The organism is Pseudomonas sp. KBW05 (assembly GCF_003852405.1).
GTDB lineage: Bacteria > Pseudomonadota > Gammaproteobacteria > Pseudomonadales > Pseudomonadaceae > Aquipseudomonas.
Map to the genome: position 1 here is coordinate 25,871 of NZ_QAJM01000002.1, position 15,900 is coordinate 41,770.

General features: G+C 61.4%; 16 protein-coding genes. 8 read left to right on the plus strand and 8 right to left on the minus strand.

Annotated features, from left to right (window positions below; translation table 11 throughout):
* The first annotated feature begins 44 nt into the window (after positions 1-44).
* Both DBR46_RS01065 and DBR46_RS01070 read left to right on the plus strand, forming a co-directional pair.
* Positions 45-1,214, plus strand: coding sequence for a p-hydroxyphenylacetate 3-hydroxylase oxygenase component (locus DBR46_RS01065; RefSeq protein WP_124524639.1), 1,170 nt, complete (start codon positions 45-47; stop codon positions 1,212-1,214).
* A gap of 68 nt (positions 1,215-1,282) precedes the next feature.
* On the plus strand, positions 1,283-2,233 hold the full coding sequence (locus DBR46_RS01070) for a p-hydroxyphenylacetate 3-hydroxylase reductase component (RefSeq protein WP_124524640.1): 951 nt from the start codon (positions 1,283-1,285) through the stop codon (positions 2,231-2,233).
* A gap of 121 nt (positions 2,234-2,354) precedes the next feature.
* On the opposite strand, the gene DBR46_RS01075 is transcribed toward DBR46_RS01070, so the two are convergent.
* Positions 2,355-3,683: a hypothetical protein gene (locus tag DBR46_RS01075; RefSeq protein WP_124524641.1), complete on the minus strand. Its 1,329-nt coding sequence runs from the start codon at positions 3,681-3,683 to the stop codon at positions 2,355-2,357.
* 272 nt (positions 3,684-3,955) lie between these two features.
* Between DBR46_RS01075 and DBR46_RS01080 the strand changes: the two genes are divergently transcribed.
* The 5 genes from DBR46_RS01080 (at position 3,956) to DBR46_RS01100 (ending at position 9,042) form a co-directional block, all read left to right on the plus strand.
* Positions 3,956-5,455, plus strand: a complete 1,500-nt coding sequence (locus tag DBR46_RS01080) for an APC family permease (RefSeq protein WP_124524642.1) — start codon at positions 3,956-3,958, stop codon at positions 5,453-5,455.
* The gene (locus tag DBR46_RS01085) at positions 5,436-6,020 is read left to right on the plus strand and encodes a DUF3156 family protein (protein ID WP_124524643.1); all 585 of its coding nucleotides are present in this window, start codon (positions 5,436-5,438) and stop codon (positions 6,018-6,020) included. The genes DBR46_RS01080 and DBR46_RS01085 overlap by 20 nt, the downstream gene beginning before the upstream one ends.
* A gap of 115 nt (positions 6,021-6,135) precedes the next feature.
* Positions 6,136-7,101, plus strand: a complete 966-nt coding sequence (feaR, locus tag DBR46_RS01090) for a transcriptional regulator FeaR (protein WP_124524644.1) — start codon at positions 6,136-6,138, stop codon at positions 7,099-7,101.
* A gap of 96 nt (positions 7,102-7,197) precedes the next feature.
* Positions 7,198-8,418, plus strand: a complete 1,221-nt coding sequence (locus tag DBR46_RS01095; protein ID WP_124524645.1) for a multidrug effflux MFS transporter — start codon at positions 7,198-7,200, stop codon at positions 8,416-8,418.
* A 27-nt stretch (positions 8,419-8,445) separates the two neighbouring features.
* Positions 8,446-9,042 carry a TetR/AcrR family transcriptional regulator gene (locus DBR46_RS01100; RefSeq protein WP_124524646.1) on the plus strand — a complete coding sequence of 199 codons (597 nt, stop codon included), beginning with the start codon at positions 8,446-8,448 and terminating at the stop codon, positions 9,040-9,042.
* 53 nt (positions 9,043-9,095) lie between these two features.
* On the opposite strand, the gene DBR46_RS01105 is transcribed toward DBR46_RS01100, so the two are convergent.
* Together DBR46_RS01105 and DBR46_RS01110 are read right to left on the minus strand one after the other, a co-directional pair.
* Positions 9,096-9,461, minus strand: a complete 366-nt coding sequence (locus tag DBR46_RS01105) for a cupin domain-containing protein (RefSeq protein WP_124524647.1) — start codon at positions 9,459-9,461, stop codon at positions 9,096-9,098.
* A 34-nt stretch (positions 9,462-9,495) separates the two neighbouring features.
* Positions 9,496-10,794, minus strand: a complete 1,299-nt coding sequence (locus DBR46_RS01110; RefSeq protein ID WP_124524648.1) for an FAD-binding oxidoreductase — start codon at positions 10,792-10,794, stop codon at positions 9,496-9,498.
* Positions 10,795-11,018: 224 nt separating this feature from the next.
* Between DBR46_RS01110 and hpaR the strand changes: the two genes are divergently transcribed.
* Complete coding sequence (gene hpaR, locus DBR46_RS01115; protein WP_124524649.1) at positions 11,019-11,441, plus strand: homoprotocatechuate degradation operon regulator HpaR; 423 nt, start codon at positions 11,019-11,021, stop codon at positions 11,439-11,441.
* A 56-nt stretch (positions 11,442-11,497) separates the two neighbouring features.
* Here the strand turns inward: hpaR and hpaI are convergent, their stop codons facing one another.
* From hpaI to hpaD, 5 genes are read right to left on the minus strand one after another with little or no spacing between them, the layout of a single operon-like run.
* Positions 11,498-12,301: a 4-hydroxy-2-oxoheptanedioate aldolase gene (gene hpaI, locus DBR46_RS01120; RefSeq protein WP_124524650.1), complete on the minus strand. Its 804-nt coding sequence runs from the start codon at positions 12,299-12,301 to the stop codon at positions 11,498-11,500.
* A 13-nt stretch (positions 12,302-12,314) separates the two neighbouring features.
* Complete coding sequence (gene hpaH, locus DBR46_RS01125) at positions 12,315-13,118, minus strand: 2-oxo-hept-4-ene-1,7-dioate hydratase (protein WP_124524651.1); 804 nt, start codon at positions 13,116-13,118, stop codon at positions 12,315-12,317.
* Between the two features lie 12 nt (positions 13,119-13,130).
* Positions 13,131-14,435, minus strand: a complete 1,305-nt coding sequence (locus DBR46_RS01130) for an MFS transporter (RefSeq protein ID WP_124524652.1) — start codon at positions 14,433-14,435, stop codon at positions 13,131-13,133.
* 57 nt (positions 14,436-14,492) lie between these two features.
* Entirely contained in the window at positions 14,493-14,903 is a 411-nt protein-coding gene (locus DBR46_RS01135; protein ID WP_124524653.1) for a 5-carboxymethyl-2-hydroxymuconate Delta-isomerase, read from the minus strand.
* A gap of 16 nt (positions 14,904-14,919) precedes the next feature.
* Positions 14,920-15,843 carry a 3,4-dihydroxyphenylacetate 2,3-dioxygenase gene (gene hpaD / locus DBR46_RS01140; protein ID WP_124524654.1) on the minus strand — a complete coding sequence of 308 codons (924 nt, stop codon included), beginning with the start codon at positions 15,841-15,843 and terminating at the stop codon, positions 14,920-14,922.
* Between the last annotated feature and the right edge of the window lie 57 nt (positions 15,844-15,900).

Sequence of the window (15,900 nt, forward strand, 5' to 3'; positions counted from 1 at the left end):
CTCGGCACGGGAGGCGCTCACCTCCAATAATAAAGAGCCCCGCCATGAAAAAGCCCAATCCTCTGCTCGAAGACCTCAAGGCCGTGTTGCCTGCCATCGCCGCCAACGCCTTTGCCGCCGAGAAGGATCGCAGTGTTCCTGCCGAGAATATCGCCTTGCTCAAAAGCATCGGCCTGCACCATGCGTTGCAGCCGCGCAAGTATGGCGGCCTGGAGATTTCGCTCCCGCAGTTTGCCGATTGCATCGCGCTTCTGGCCGCGTCTTGCGCCAGTACCGCCTGGGCGATGAGCCTGTTGTGCACCCATAGCCATCAATTGGCGATGTTCTCGTCGACGTTGCAGGACGAGGTGTGGGGCGATGACCCGGATGCCACCGCCAGCAGCAGCATTGCGCCCTTCGGCCGCACCGAGGAAGTCGACGGCGGGGTGACCTTCAGCGGTGAAATGGGCTGGAGTTCGGGGTGCGATCACGCGGAGTGGGCAATCATGGGCTTTCGCCGCAAAAACGCCGAGGGCAGCCAGGACTATTGCTTCGCGGTATTGCCCCGCAGCGATTACGCGATCCGTGATGACTGGTATGCGGTAGGCATGCGTGGCAGCGGCAGCAAGACGTTGATCGTCAAGGATGCCTTCGTGCCTGATCACCGCATCCAGAAAGCCAAGGACATGATGGAAGGCAAGTCGGCAGGCTTCGGGCTGTACCCGGACAGTAAGCTCTTCTTCGCACCGTACCGGCCTTATTTTGCCAGCGGCTTTTCCACCGTCAGCCTGGGAATCGCCGAGCGCATGCTGGAGGTGTTCCGCGAAAAAACCAAAACCCGCGTGCGCGCCTACACCGGCGCTGCGGTGGGGGCCGCCACGCCGGCGTTGATGCGCCTGGCCGAGTCCACCCACCAGGTGGCAGCGGCGCGTGCCTTGCTGGAAAAAAGCTGGAACGAGATCGCCTGGTACAGCGAGCAGCATCAGTACCCGAGCCGTGAAACCCTGGCGTTCTGGCGGACCAACCAGGGCTATGCCACCAAGATGTGTATCCAGGCCGTGGATCGCTTGATGGAAGCCGCCGGCGGTGGCGCCTGGTTTGAGAGCAACGAGCTGCAACGCCTGTTCCGCGATTCCCACCTCACTGGTGCGCATGCCTACACCGACTATGACGTGTGCGCGCAGATCCTCGGGCGCGAGTTGATGGGGCTTGAGCCCGATCCTTCGATGGTCTGATCCCCGCCGTAGCGCTATCCCCATAACAACAAACAGGGCTGGTCTGTGGGCCAGCCCGGGAGTTTTTCATGTCTGAAGTCCTTGCATCCCAACCCGCCAATCCATTCGACGCGCGCGCGTTTCGCCGTGCCTTGGGCAACTTCGCCACCGGTGTCACGGTGGTGACGGCGGCCACCGCCAGCGGCCGTAAAGTCGGCGTGACGGCCAACAGCTTCAACTCGGTGTCCCTGGACCCGCCGTTGATCTTGTGGAGCATCGATAAGCGCTCCAACAGCCACGAGGTGTTTGAAGCGGCGAGTCACTTCGCGGTCAACGTGCTGGCGGCGGATCAGATCGATTTGTCGAATAATTTTGCCCGGCCCAAGGATGATCGTTTCGCTGAGATTGAGTTCGAACCAGGGGAGGGCGGTGCACCGGTGTTTGCGGACTGCTCGGCGCGTTTTCACTGTGAAAAGTTCCAGCAGGTCGACGGTGGCGACCACTGGATCATGATCGGCAAAGTGGTTGCGTTTGACGATTTCGGCCGTTCGCCCCTGCTGTATCACCAGGGGGCCTACTCGATGGTGTTGCCCCACACCCGCATGACCAAGCGCGACGAAGGCCAGCCGCCCAGCAGCCATTTCCAGGGGCGCCTGAGCCATAACCTCTATTACCTGATGACCCAGGCGTTGCGGGCTTATCAGGCCAGCTATCAGCCGCGCCAGCTGTCCACCGGGCTGCGTACCAGTGAAGCGCGGATGTTGATGGTGCTGGAAAATGACGCCGGGCTGGATCTGAACCAGTTGCAGCGTGAAGTGGCGATGCCAGTGCGTGAAATCGAGGAGGCGGTGGCCAATCTCAAGCGCAAGGGCCTGGTGGTGGATGATAACGAGCGTGTGCGGCTGACCGTCAAAGGGGTGGATGAGACCGAGTCGCTGTGGACCATTGCCCGGGAGCAGCAGGACAAGGTGTTCGCTCAGTTCTCGGCCGAGCAGATCGACACGTTCAAGGCCGTGCTCAAGGCGGTGATTGCCAGCTGAGGTTTGTTGTATCTGTGGCGAGGGAGCTTGCTCCCGCTGGGCCGCGAAGCGGCCCCAACAATGGGACTGCTGCGCAGTCCAGCGGGAGCAAGCTCCCTCGCCACATTTTGCTTTTACTCTTTTAAAACGGCACGGCAACTGTCACCTGGCTGTACAGGTTGGTGCCATTGCCGCCGACTTGATTGCCTCCGGTGTTTTCATCCTGCTTGGGCTTATAGAGGCCGACAAGCGGGGTAATGATCAGGTGCTCGTTGACCGCCCACTCTGCAAACACATCCAGTTCCCGGCCGCTCAGGTCGAGGTTGCCCCGCTTGTGGGTGGTTGAATAATCAAAGAACAGCGTGCCCAGCGTGAGGTTTTCCAGCGGGTGCACCTTGAGCGCCACATGTTGGATCTCGGTATTGCTGTTGAAGGGCCCTGCGTAGTTGGCGGCCACTTCTCCCTGGAACCAGGTGCCATAGCCGGTGCTGTAGCCGTTGAACATGGAGTCCCAGCCTTCGGAGTAACGGCTGTAGCGGTAGGTGATGTCGGGGCTCCACAGGGAATCGGCGAAGGTGTAGCCCGCTTCGGCATACCAGGCTTTCTCGGCGCCGGCGTCTTTGTCTTGCCAGGCGTATTCAAACCCGAAGTGGGCGTTTTGGATGCCGGCGTCGCCGCTGCCGCGCAGGCTGTAGATGTCCATGCCTTTGCGTTGCTGCTGGAAGTCGCTGGCGTAGCGCTTATCCACGTCGATGCCATGGATGTAGGTCAAGCCCAGGGTGCCGGGGGCTGCGGTGTAGTCCAGGGTGCCAGCGGCCATCTCAGTCTTGGCCTGGGCGCGGTTGTCCGACTTGATCCACATGACACTGCCGTGCAACCCGTCCTTGCCACCCAGGCGCAATACTGCGGTTTCATCGAAGGCGTGGCGGGCAGCGAGGTAGTAGGCACCGCCGCGATTCAACTCGCCGTCCGCCGGGCCTTTGCCGAAATTCAAACCGTCATCGTTGATGATAAAACCGTTGCCCAACTGGATGATCTGCCGGCCGAAGGACAGGTCCACGCCATCCTTGCCCAAGGCCGGGAACAGCTCGCCTGAGCGCCAGCCGGCGAAGGCTTCGTCAAATTTTGTGGTGCGTTCACTGCCGTTGCTCAGGCCCACGGCATCGCCGTCACCCCAGGTGCCTGAGCTGACCAGGTTGGCCGTGCCATACACGCTGCCGTAACTGCCTAGCGTACGGTCCAGGCTTAAGCCATATTTGATGAACCCTTCGCGCCAGGTGGAACCACCGGTCGTGCCGTCGTAGTTCTTGCGGCTGTTGAACAAGCCATAAACGGCAAGGAAATTGCCGTTGATATGGGTGTCGCTGTCGGCATACAGCTCATAGGCTTGTGCGGCCTGGGCGCACGCAGCGCTGGCCAGTCCCAGCGCCACGGCCATTGAGAGTGAACGGGTAGTTGAGGTGTGCCCCATGGTTATTGCCCCTGTTGTTGATGTGCGGTTGAAGATCAAGCGCGCCATTAATGGGGGCGTGAGGGCCAGGCGTCTTTAACCACCGTGCCAGCCATTTGACTCAGCTCGCCAGCTGCACGCCGTTGGCAGGCTGCAACAAATCCGCCGGCAGCCGTGGGCAAGACGCTCATGGAACAGGGGCGCACAGTGAGGGTGTGCGGCGACGCCAGCCTCCTGTAGAAAGGATCAGCCTGTCGCTACTTACGCCAACCTAACGTCAGGGACATTAAAAAATGTCGAGCAACCATAAGCTCACTGAGCACTTGAATCGCGGATCGGTGGGGTTTCCTACTGCACTGGCCAGTACGGTAGGCCTGATCATGGCCAGCCCGGTCATCCTTACGGCCACCATGGGCTTTGGCATTGGCGGCAAAGCCTTTGCCGTGGCGATGGTGATCGCGGTGGTGATGATGCTGGCCCAGGCCACCACGTTTGCCGAAGCGGCGGCGATCCTGCCCACCACCGGCTCGGTGTATGACTACATCAACTGTGGCATGGGGCGTTTTTTTGCCATCACCGGGACGTTGTCCGCCTACCTGATCGTGCATGTGTTCGCGGGGACCGCCGAAACCATCCTGTCAGGGGTCATGGCGCTGGTGAACTTCGAACACCTCAACACGCTGGCCGAGTCGGCCGGTGGGTCGTGGTTGCTGGGGGTGGCGTTTGTGATCAGCTTCGGCATTCTCAACGCCTTTGGTGTCAGCGTGTTTGGCCGTGCGGAAATCATCCTGACCTTCGGCATGTGGACCACGCTGATGGTGTTTGGCGTGCTGGGGTTGATCGCAGCGCCGGCGGTGGAGCTGGACGGCTGGTTTGGCGAGTCTCTGGTGGGCAGTGACCCGATGACCATCCTGTCGTTGGTGGGCATGGCCATGTTCATGTTTGTCGGCTGTGAGTTTGTCACGCCGCTGGCGCCGGACTTGCGCAAATCCGCCTCGACCATGCCCAAGGCGATGCTCCTGGGCCTGGTGGGCGTGGCATCGTGCATGTTCATTTATGGCGCGGCGATGAAGCGCCAGGTGGAAAACCTGGTGTTGGACCCGGCGACCGGCCTGCACTTGCTGGATACGCCGATGGCGATTCCCAAGTTCGCCGCCCAGGTCATGGGGGATATCGGCCCGGTGTGGCTGGGCATCGGCTTTTTGTTTGCCGGCGCTGCCACCATCAACACCTTGATGGCCGGCGTGCCGCGCATCCTGTACGGCATGGCGGTGGATGGGGCGTTGCCGAAGGTGTTCACCTATTTGCACCCGCGCTTCAAGACGCCTCTGTTGTGCATTCTCGTGGCAATGCTGATTCCGTGCCTGCATGCCTGGTACCTGGGCGGTAACGCGGACAACATCCTGCACCTGGTACTGGCAGCCGTGTGTGCCTGGAGCACCGCTTACCTGCTGGTCACGCTGTCGGTAGTGATCCTGCGTATCCGTCGCCCGGACTTGCCACGGGCCTATCGCTCGCCGTTCTTTCCGCTGCCGCAGATCGTTTCCAGCGCGGGGATTTTGCTGGGAATGTGGTTTATCACTCCGCCCGGCATGAACCCGGCGGACGTGTACATTCCGTTTGGCGTGATGTTGGGCGGCACCGCCGTGTACGCGTTGTTCTGGACGCTGGTGGTGCAGAAGGTCAACCCCTTCAAGCCGGCGCGGGTGGAGGACGTATTGGCCAAGGAGTTCGCCATGGAACCTGGTGTTCTGGCTCGTGAGGAATTTGATCATGCTTGCAAGGCTGTCTGAGCTGTTCGGCGCCCAGCGTGCGCCGACGGGGTATTGGCCGGGGGCGACGCTTGAGCGTGTGCGCCGTAACCTGGGCCAGCCCTCGTTTGAGTGTTCGGCCCCGGTGTGCGCGCAGTTCCAGTTCAGTCCAGAGGGGCCGCTCATCGAGGTGCATGAGCGTGCCGAAGCGCAGTTGCTGATGCATGTGGTGCTCACGGAGTTTCGCTTCCACACGCCTGCCTCGCCGTGGAGCGAGGGGTGTTACCAACTGCACCACACGGGGGCCATTACCCGCACGGGGTTGGTCTGCCGCCGCCGCAAAGGGCCGCAGGACTTTGCCGATTGGCTGACCCTTCAGCTGAGCGCCAACCAGAGGTTGCGCGAGGCGCTGATGCCGTTGGATTTCAAGAAGATCACCCTTGAATACACCAGAGGCGGCTGGAGCGTGGCGTTGGAGCATATGGGCGGCAGCGAGGTGGTCAATCGGATGCCGGCTTTTCGCCGCTATATTTCGTTGAGTATTGAACAAACCCGCCTGTTGCAGCAGAGCATTTTGGCTCTACACCAAGTACTCAAGACGCTTTAAGCCTTGAATGGCATGGCTTGTGCTTATGTACTTTGCATAGATCTACAGTTGTGCGCCTATAGATAACATGTTAACTATTGGCGCACAAAAATAAGCATCGCGTGCGGAGGTATTCATGAGCATCCATCAGGCTGCCTGGGACGGGTTGGACCACTGGACCACCACCATGCAGGCATTGTGTGGTCGTTTCGAAACCCAACTGGCGTTTAATCGCTCGCTGTTTATCGGCGAGATTTCCACCTGGTCCCATGGCGGGCTGTCATTGGCCAATATGCGCACCAATGCTGGCAACATTGTGCGCTACGGTGATCGTGCCGATTGCGACAACGACGAACACTGTTTCCTGGTCAGCCAGCGCACCGGTTACTCCCACATCACCCAGGGCGGCGTGACCATCCAGTTGGCGCCCGGCGACCTGATGCTGATGGATTCGGTCGGTCCTTGCGCCATTGCCCCCCATGGCCTGATCGAGCACGTGTCGCTGTCCTTGTCGCGCGCGCAAGTGCAGCGCCAGCTCAAAGGCGTGTCGCCGATCTTCGGCAAGATCTCGTCGACCAAAGCCTGCGGGCGCATGCTGCATTTGTTGATGGACCAGGCCTGCAAGGGCAGTGACGGCAACGACAGCGCGGCGGCCGAGGGTGAAGCCTTGCAGAGTGCCTTTATCCTGCTGTTGGCTTCCGGGTTCGAGCAGGCCGAGGAGAAGACCAACGACGCTGCCGTGCTCGGCGGCGTGAACCTGCGCAGCTATGTGCAGAAGGTCATCGACGAGTCCCTGGCCCAGACCAACCTGACACCCGCGTGCCTGGCGGGGCGCCTGAAAATCTCGGTCAGGCACCTCTACCGACTGTTCGAGGAAGAGGGCGACAGTGTGTGCCGTTACATCCAGCGCGCCAGGCTGGAGCGCAGCGCTACGGACCTGGCCAATCCCTTCCTGCGTGCGGAGTCGATCACCTCGATTGCCTATAAGTGGGGGTTTACCGATTCCGCGCACTTCAGCCGTTCCTTCAAAAAACACTTCGAGCAATCGCCCAAGGATTTCCGCGCGCAGGCGCTCTCGGGCGCCTTGGCCGGTGCCGCCTGACTGTTAATTAATTAACGGCTTGACCTTTCGCCAGGGCATTGGCTAACCTCACGACTTCACCCTACCGACCGGTAGGTTGCAAGTCGTGAGCTTATGATGAAACCGATCAATTCAAACCATCCTTCGTTGAAATTTGCCGTGGCCTTGGGTGCCATTGGTGCCCTCGGCCCGTCGGCCGTCGACATGTACCTGCCCAGCTTGCCGGAGATGGCGGTGGAGTATTCGGCCAGCGTGGCCAGTATCCAGCTGACACTCACCGTGTTCCTGCTGGCGATGGGCCTCGGCCAATTGCTGTTCGGCCCTGTCGTCGACGCGTGGGGGCGCAGGCGCCCATTGATTGCCGGCCTGGCGTTGTTCAGCGTGAGCGCACTGGTGGCCGGTGCAGCACCGACGCTGGACTGGTTGCTGCTGGCGCGCTTCGTTCAGGGGCTGGGCAGTGCGCTGACCCTGGTGGTGATCATGAGCATGGTGCGTGATGTCACCCAGGGCGTGCAGGCGGCCAAGTTGTTTGGCTTGCTGATGACCATCGAAGGCGTGGCGCCGATTATCGCGCCGGCACTGGGCGGCTACATTGATGCGCACTTTGGCTGGCGCGCGGTGATGGTGGTACTGGCGGCCCTGGGCGCGTTGGTGGCGGTCAATTCCATGGTGGTGTTGCGGGAAACGTTGCCCGCGAACAAGCGTGAGCCGCTGAACTTCAAGCGGGCGATCCGCACGTACGCGCGCATCGCCCAGGACTGGCGTTTTCTGCAACCGGCGCTGGCCCTGTCAGCGGTGTTCTTCTTCCTGTTCGCCTACATCGGCGGGGCGACGTTCATCTACCAGAACGACTTCGGGTTGCCCGCTGCCCAGTTTGGTACCCTGTTCGGCGCAACCGGTATTGCGATCCTTGTCGGGGCCTCGCTGGCGGCGAAGCTGGTGGGTAAATACGGTCTGGCTACCCTGGCCGTGGCGGGCTCTTGCTGCATCGGCGCCGGTGCGCTCATCGCCTGTGCTGCCGCAGCCGCCGGGCTGGGCTTGTACTGGCTGGTGGCCGGAGTGGCGCTTGCGTTGCTGGGCGTGGGGATCGCCGAAACCACGCTGATGACCCTGGTGATGTCTTCGCAAACCACCGCGCTGGGTTCGACCGCCGCGTTGCTGGGGGCTTTTCAACTGGGCATCTCGGCGTGCGCCACACCCCTGACCGGCCTGGTGAGTAACCACGGCGCCACGGCGTGGGGCGGCTTGCTGGTGCTGTGCGCCGCGGTGGTGGGGTTGCTTACCTGGATCAGCGTGCGCCAAGGCAAGGCGGATCAGGTCACCGCGTTAAATCATTGATAAAAGATTGCTGGCAAGGATATTCACATGAAAGTGCTCAGCCCTTCAGCGGGCAGAATTTGCGACATCGCCCTGGTGCATTTCGCCGAGCGGGGCTACGACGCCTCCTCACTCAACGACATCGCGGTGCTGGCGGGCATGCGCAAGCCGTCGTTGTATGCGCATTTCAAAAGCAAGGATGACCTGTTCAGTGCGGTGCTGGCATTGGCATTGACCACCGAACGCCAGTACCTCGAGGAGCGGTTTGCCGTGGCTGCCAGCCCTTCGGTTGGCCTTGACACGCTGTACACCGACCACCTTGCGCAGCGCTATGAGTCTTCGGCGGCGCTGCGCTTTCTGCTGCGCACAGCGTTTTTTCCACCTGCCGAACTGAAGGGGCAGGTGAGTGCAGGTTTTGAAGCTTACCTTGAGCGCATGCGCGAACTGTTCGGGATCAGCCTCAAGGCCAAGTACCCCGCGCTGAACGCCACCGATCTCGGGATATTCCAGGACGCGTATATCGGGCTGATCGACAGCCTGCACGTCGAGCTGATCTACGGTAACGAGGCCACCTACCGCCGCCGCGTCGCTGCGTTGTGGCGAATCCTCGGGGACTCGATTGCCCTGGCGGCCGGGCAGGCATAAAAAAACCACTGCCGAAGATCGGCAGTGGTTTCAAGGCAGCGACCGCAACGCGATCAAGCGACAGCGAAGTAGTGCTTGACGAACTCTTCGCTGACGATCTCCCACACCACGGCAGTGCCCTTGGTCACGAACCAGCTGTCACCCACGCCATAACGCGTGCTGTTGCCGGTGGCTTCTTCCGTGAGGATGACTTCACCGGTGACGACGGTGGCTTGCTCGTTGAACGGGTATTCCATGCGGAACTTGCCCTTGGTGGTGCCGAAGTAGGCGCTGCTGACCGGGTCGGTGGGCGCGCCAAAGGTCATTTTGCCAAAGGCTCTGACTTCGCCTTCGAGGATGGTCGAGCCGAGGTCGGCCACGGTGCCCCAGGCATCCAGTGCCGACAGCTTGACGTGTTGCTCGATAGTGGTAATGGTCATGGCAGTTCTCCAGTGAGTAGGGTGAGCGGGGCAGTCAACGGCGGCCGTTGAAGTAGCCCGAGAGTTGGTGAAGGCTTTTGCCGGCGGTGAGGATCAAGGGGCGGATATGATCCTTGCCGAGGATTTGTGCGTGTTTGACGGAGCTGATGAGGTTGTAGCGTGACGAGCCTTCGCTCATGCCCTCGGCCAGTACCTTGCAGATAATGTGGCTCGGCGTGACGCCGAAGCCGGCGTAACCCTGGACGTAAAAGGCGTTGGGGCGCCCGCTCAGCGTGCCGATTTGCGGGAACAGGTTGGCGCCCGTCGCCATCGGTCCGCCCCAGGCGAGGTCGATCTTCACGTCCTTGAGGTAGGGGAAGATGTTCAGCATCAGTTGGCGATTCCACGCCTTGAGGTCTTTGGGAATATGCTCGATCACCGGCGTGGCCGCGCCGAACAGCAGGCGGTTCTCATTGGTCACACGGTAGTAGTCGATCACCGGGCGGATATCGCTGTAGGCCCCGCGAATCGGGCTGATGCGCTGGATCAGCGCTTCGGGCAAAGGCTCGGTCATCATCTGGAACGCGTAGGTGTTGATCGTGGTTTTGTGCAGTTCCGGCTCCAGCTTGTTGAGGAAGCTGTCGCACGCCCATAGCAACTTTTCAGCCTTGACCGAGCCACGGCCAGTGCGCACGGTGATCTGTTCACCGTAGGTCACTTCGAGGGCCGGGCTGTGTTCAAAGATGCGTACGCCGAGGCCGGATGCCGCCTTGGCTTCGCCCAGCAGCAAGTTGAGGGAATGCACATGGCCACCGCCCATGTGCAGCAGGGCGCTGCTGTAGGCGTCGGAGCCGATGATCTGCTTGACCTCGCGGCCTTCCATGAAGCGAATCTCATCGCGGGTATTGATGCTCTTGAAGTCCTTCTCCCAGGCCCGCAGGGTTTTCGCCTGGCGAGCATTGAAGCCCATGTAGCCATAGCCATGGCAGAAGTCCGCATCGATGGCATATTTGGCGATGCGGTCCTTGATGATGCCCGCGCCCAATTCACTGATTTCAAAGATCTCGCGCAGGCCTTGTTCGCCGACGCTGCTCTTGATCTTTTCCAGGTCGTGGCCGATCCCCGCCATGATCTGGCCGCCATTGCGCCCCGTGCCGCCGAAGCCCAGGTAGCGCGCCTCCAGGACCACGGTATTGGTGATGCCTTTTTCGGCCAGTTCAAGCGCGGTGTTGATGCCCGAAAAACCGCCACCAATGATCACCACTTGCGCTTCGATATCCTGTTCCAGGGTCGGGAAAGCGAGGTTGTATTTTTTGGTGGCCGAGTAATAGGTTGGCGTTTCGATAGTGATCATGGCGCGGCCTGAATAGATTGAAAAAACGTCACGACAAGGCGTTAGCAAGCCCTGTTCCATGGCGTACATTAAGGGCCTAACGAGCGGTAGGTGTCTTGACTGTGCCTGCCTTCGCTTTTGTACCTGCGTGCCATCGCCAGCGCCAGATGGCTGATGCAGAACCACAGGCTGGGCAGGCTGTGATAAGTTGGTTAACGTATTAACAAAATAGCTGGCTGTGAAGCATGTCCAAACCCCGTCCGTCCTTGACCCTCAATCTGCTGCAAGCACGCGAAGTCGCCATGAGCTTTTTCCGGCCTTCACTCAATGAACATGGCCTGACTGAACAGCAGTGGCGCGTTATCCGCATCCTCACTCAGCAGGGCGAACTGGAAACCAATCGCCTGGCCGACCTGGCCTGCATTCTCAAACCCAGCATGACCGGTGTCCTGAGCCGTATGGAAGCGGCTGGCCTGGTGCATCGGCGCAAGGCCGACCAGGACCAGCGTCGGGTCTTGGTGACGCTGGCAGCAGGCGGGCAGGCGTGTTTTGCCTCGATGAGCGATTGCATGGAGCAAAACTACCAGCGCTTGCAGGAACGCTTCGGCGCCGAGAAACTCCAGACCTTGCTGGCCTTGCTCACAGAACTGAAGGCGATCAAGCGCTAAGCAAAAAGACCGCTTCATTCACATGAAAGCGGTCTGGGTACAGGATGATGCCGGCCTTAGTAAACGCCGCCGCCAGCATTGCCGGGCAGCGGCGAGTCCTTGAATTTACCGGCCAGGGTTTGCAGCCCGCGCATCAGCACAGTGGTGTCGACACCGACCGCGACAAACGCCGCGCCCAGTTCGATATAGCGGCGGGCCAGGGTTTCGTCAGCGCTCAGAATGCCAGCCGCTTTGCCCGCCCGTTGAATGCGCACGATCGCGTCCTCGATGGCCGCTTGCACGTCAGGATGGCCAGGGTTGCCGCGATGGCCCATGGCGGCGCTGAGGTCGGCAGGCCCGATAAACACCCCGTCGACGCCTTCCACTGCAACAATCGCGTCGAGGTTGGCCAGCCCTTCGGGGTTTTCAATCTGCACCAGCAGGCACATCTGCGCGTTGGCCAACTCCAGATACCCGGGGATGCTGTTCCAGCGCGAAGCCCGCGCCAGCGCACTGCCAACACCGCGAATGCCCTGGGGCGGATAGTGCATCGCACTCACCAGCTGGCGCGCCTGCTCAGCGCTTTCCACCATCGGCACCAGCAGGGTCTGCGCGCCAAGGTCCAACACTTGCTTGATCAGCGCCGTATCGCCAATCACCGGGCGAATCACCGGCTGGCTGGCATAGGCCGCCACCGCTTGCAGCTGGCTCAACATACCGCGCAGGTCGTTGGGCGCATGTTCGCCGTCAATCAACAGCCAATCGAAACCGGCATTGGCCGCCAGTTCGGCGCAATAGGCGTCCGCCAGGCCCAGCCATAAGCCGATTTGCGCGGTGCCGCTGCCCAGGCGTTGCTTGAAGAGATTTACCGGCATATCCATGACAGGTTCCTCGTCAGACAAAACGGCAGGAGATGGAACCGAGCATGTCGTAGTCGACATGGAAGGTATCGCCGGGATTGGCGGCCACTGGGCGCGTAAACGAGCCGCCCAGGATGATCTGCCCGGGCTGCAAGGTGACGTCATACGGCGCCAGCTTGTTCGCCAGCCAGGCCACGCCTTTTGCCGGATGGTTAAGCACCGCGGCGGACACCCCGGATTCCTCGATCACGCCGTTGCGGTAGAGCACGGCGGGGACTTTGCGCAGGTCGATGTCCGTCGGGCGCACCGCGCGTCCGCCCATGACCACGCCGGCGTTGGCCGCGTTGTCGGAGATGGTGTCGAACACTTTGCGGGTGGCCTTGGTCTGCGGATCGATTTGCTGGATGCGCGCGTCGATGATCTCCAGGGCGGGGATGACCCATTCGGTCGCGTCGAGTACGTCGAAAATCGTGCAGTTCGGGCCTTTGAGCGGCTTGCCGAGGATAAAGGCCAGCTCCACTTCGACCCGCGGCACGATAAAGCGGCTGAACGGGATGTCGGTGCCTTCGTCAAAAATCATGTCGTCCAGCAGCGCGCCGTAATCCGGTTCGGTGATGTTCGAGGAGACTTGCATCGCGCGCGAAGTCAGGCCGATCTTGTGGCCGACGAGCTTGCGCCCGTCCTGGATTTTTTTCTCGACCCAGGCCCGTTGAATGGCATAGGCGTCTTCGATGGTGATGTCGGGGTAGTCCAGGGAAAACTGGCGCACTTGTTCGCCCGTGCGTTCGGCCTGGTCCAGTTGTGCGGCGGCTTGCTTTATCACGCTGGAAGGAAGCATGTTCAGGGTCTCTTACTGTGGATTGACGATGGCGGCCTGGGTGCGCAGCACCAGCAAGGCGCCCAAGGTGATAAAGGCCGCGAGGACATACAGGGCCAGGCTGGCGCTTTGGGTGTTGTCGCGCATCCAGCCGATCAGGTACGGTGCCAGGAACGACGCAATGCTGCCGAAGGAACTGATCAGGGCGATGCCCGCCGCTTGGGTCGAGTTGGATAAGAACGCCGGAGGCAGTTGCCAGAACATCGGCAGGGCGGCACTGGCGCCCATGCCGGCGATGATCAAGCCCGTCATCACCAGCAGCGGGTTGTGTGGCAGCAGGCCGGCGATGGCAATGCCGGCGGCGGACATCAGCAGCGGCACCAGCAAGTGCCAGCGGCGCTCGCGGCGACGGTCCGAAGAACGCCCGCAGGCGATCATGAAAAAACACCCCGCCAGGTACGGCACGGCACTCAGCAGGCCGACCTTGCCATCGCTGCCGATACCGGCGCCGTGGATCAGCGACGGCATCCAGAATGCCAGGGTGTTCACCGCCAGCATGACGGCGAAATACACCGCCACCAGGACCCAGACCTGGGTGTCTTTTAGGATGCCGGCAAACGAGGTGATGGCTTTGCGTTGCTCTTCGCTGTGCAGTTGCTCACGCAGTTGAGCCTTTTGTGCATCGGTCAGCCAGTTCACGCTTTCAAAAGAGTCAGGCAGGCATTTGAGGACCACCAGCCCCAGCAGCACCACGGGTGCGCCTTCGATCAGGAACATCCACTGCCAGCCCCGCAGGCCGCCGAAGTCGTGGAAGGCCTCAAGGATGCCACCCGACAATGGGCCGCCGATCACCCCGGCCATGGGCACGGCAATCGCGAACAGTGCGGTGACCTGGGCACGCCGGCGCGCCGGGTACCAGCGATTGAGAAACACCAGGATGCCCGGGAAGAATCCCGCTTCCGCCACGCCGAGCAAAAAGCGCAATACGTAGAAGCCAGCGGCATCGTTCACGAACAGCATGCTGGTGGACAAAATCCCCCATACCACCATCAAGCACGCGATCCAGCGCCGCGGACCGAAACGGTCCAGCGCCAGGTTGCTGGGCACGCCAAACAAGGCATAGGCGACAAAAAACAGGCCGGCGCCGAAGCCGTACACGGTATTGCTGAAGTGCAGGTCGGCACTCATCTGCATCTTGGCAAAGCCAATGTTGATGCGGTCCAGGTGGGCAAACAGGTAGCACACCAGCAACAGCGGCATGAGCCGCCAGGTGATGGTGCTGTGGGTGTTGTCTTGCGAATGGCGCAAAGGCTGTGTGGCAGTGTTGGCTGTGCTCATGATGTTGTACTTCTTTTTATATGAGATAGGCACGGGGAGGAGGGCGGCGGGCCGCCCTCAAGTGGGTTTGGTGAACAACGGGTGCAGGCTGCTGTGCTTGGCGTCGTAGACCTGCGCCGCGCTTTCATCGATTTGCAGGGTGATGCCCAGCGGGCGGCGCTGGAGAATCGGCTCAAGATGGGCGCGCAGCACCGCCAGCAAGCTGTCGCCGACGGCCTGGTGCACCGCTGGGCTGCGGCCGCTGCCCATGCGCAGGTTGGCGTAGCAAAAGCCGTAGTCGCCCTTGCCGTCGGCGACGGCGCTGTGGGCCGCCGGGTAGGCCAGCACGCGGGTGCCGCCGGTGGGGAACACGGCTTTGCCGGCCTCGTCGCGCTGTTCCAGCATGGTGTCGGCCAGGGCACGGCAGAGCGCAGAAACGTCGGTCTCTTGCTCAAGCTCGGGGGTGTAAAGCAGCACCAGGTGCGGCATGTCGAGTCTCCTGCGCTTAGAGGCGGCTGGTGGATAACACTGCGCCAGGGTTGGCCGCTTGAGCCGGGGGAATGTTGGCGCCGTCTTGCGGGGTCACCGGGAACACCACGTTGATCTGCCCCGTGCCGGAGGAACCGAAGTAGGGCGTCAGCACCTCGGCCTTGCCGTCATAGTCGCTCCAGCCCAGCGCGCCAAGGAGCATGGCGGTGTCGTGCATGAACCCTTCGCCGTGGCCTTTGGCTGCGTATTCCGGGAGCATCCCGCAGAACTCCGGCCACTCGCCGTCCTCCCACATTTTCACCACGCGGTGGTCGAGGGTTTCCAGGAAGGGGCTCCAGACCTTGGTGGCAAAATCCGGCGCCTGGCCGTTCTGCGCAAAGCGGTGCGACAGCGAGCCGCTGGCGAGGAACGCCACCGTGCCGTCGTAGTGGTCTTCGACGGCCTTGCGCATGGCCCAGCCCAGGCGCGCGCTGTCCGCCAGATAGTGCGAGGTGCACAGGGCGGACACCGAGATCACCTTGAAGTCCTGGTTCTGGTTCATGTAGCGCATCGGCACCAGCGTGCCGTACTCCGGGCCGAGGGTGGTGGCATGGTGCGCCATGGTCTCGACCTGGAAACGGTTGCAGGCTTCGGCGAGCAACAGCCCCAGTTCAGTGTTGCCGGGGAACTCGTACGGCATGTTGCTGATGAAGTGCGGCAGTTCATTGCTGGTGTACACGCCCTTGAAATGCGGGCCGCACAGCACGTGGTAATTGGCGTTGACCAGCCAGTGCGTGTCGAACACCACGATGGTATCGACCCCCAGTTCGCGGCAGCGGCGGGCGATTTCATAGTGGCCGTCGATGGCCGCCTGACGAAAGCCCTGGCGTGGGCCGGGCAGTTCAGAGAGGTACATGGACGGAACGTGGGTAATCTTGGCGGCTAGTGCCAGCGTGCCCATGATGAGGCTCCTTTCTTGTTGTTGGGTGCTTGTGCGGCGGTCTTCGACGAATATAAG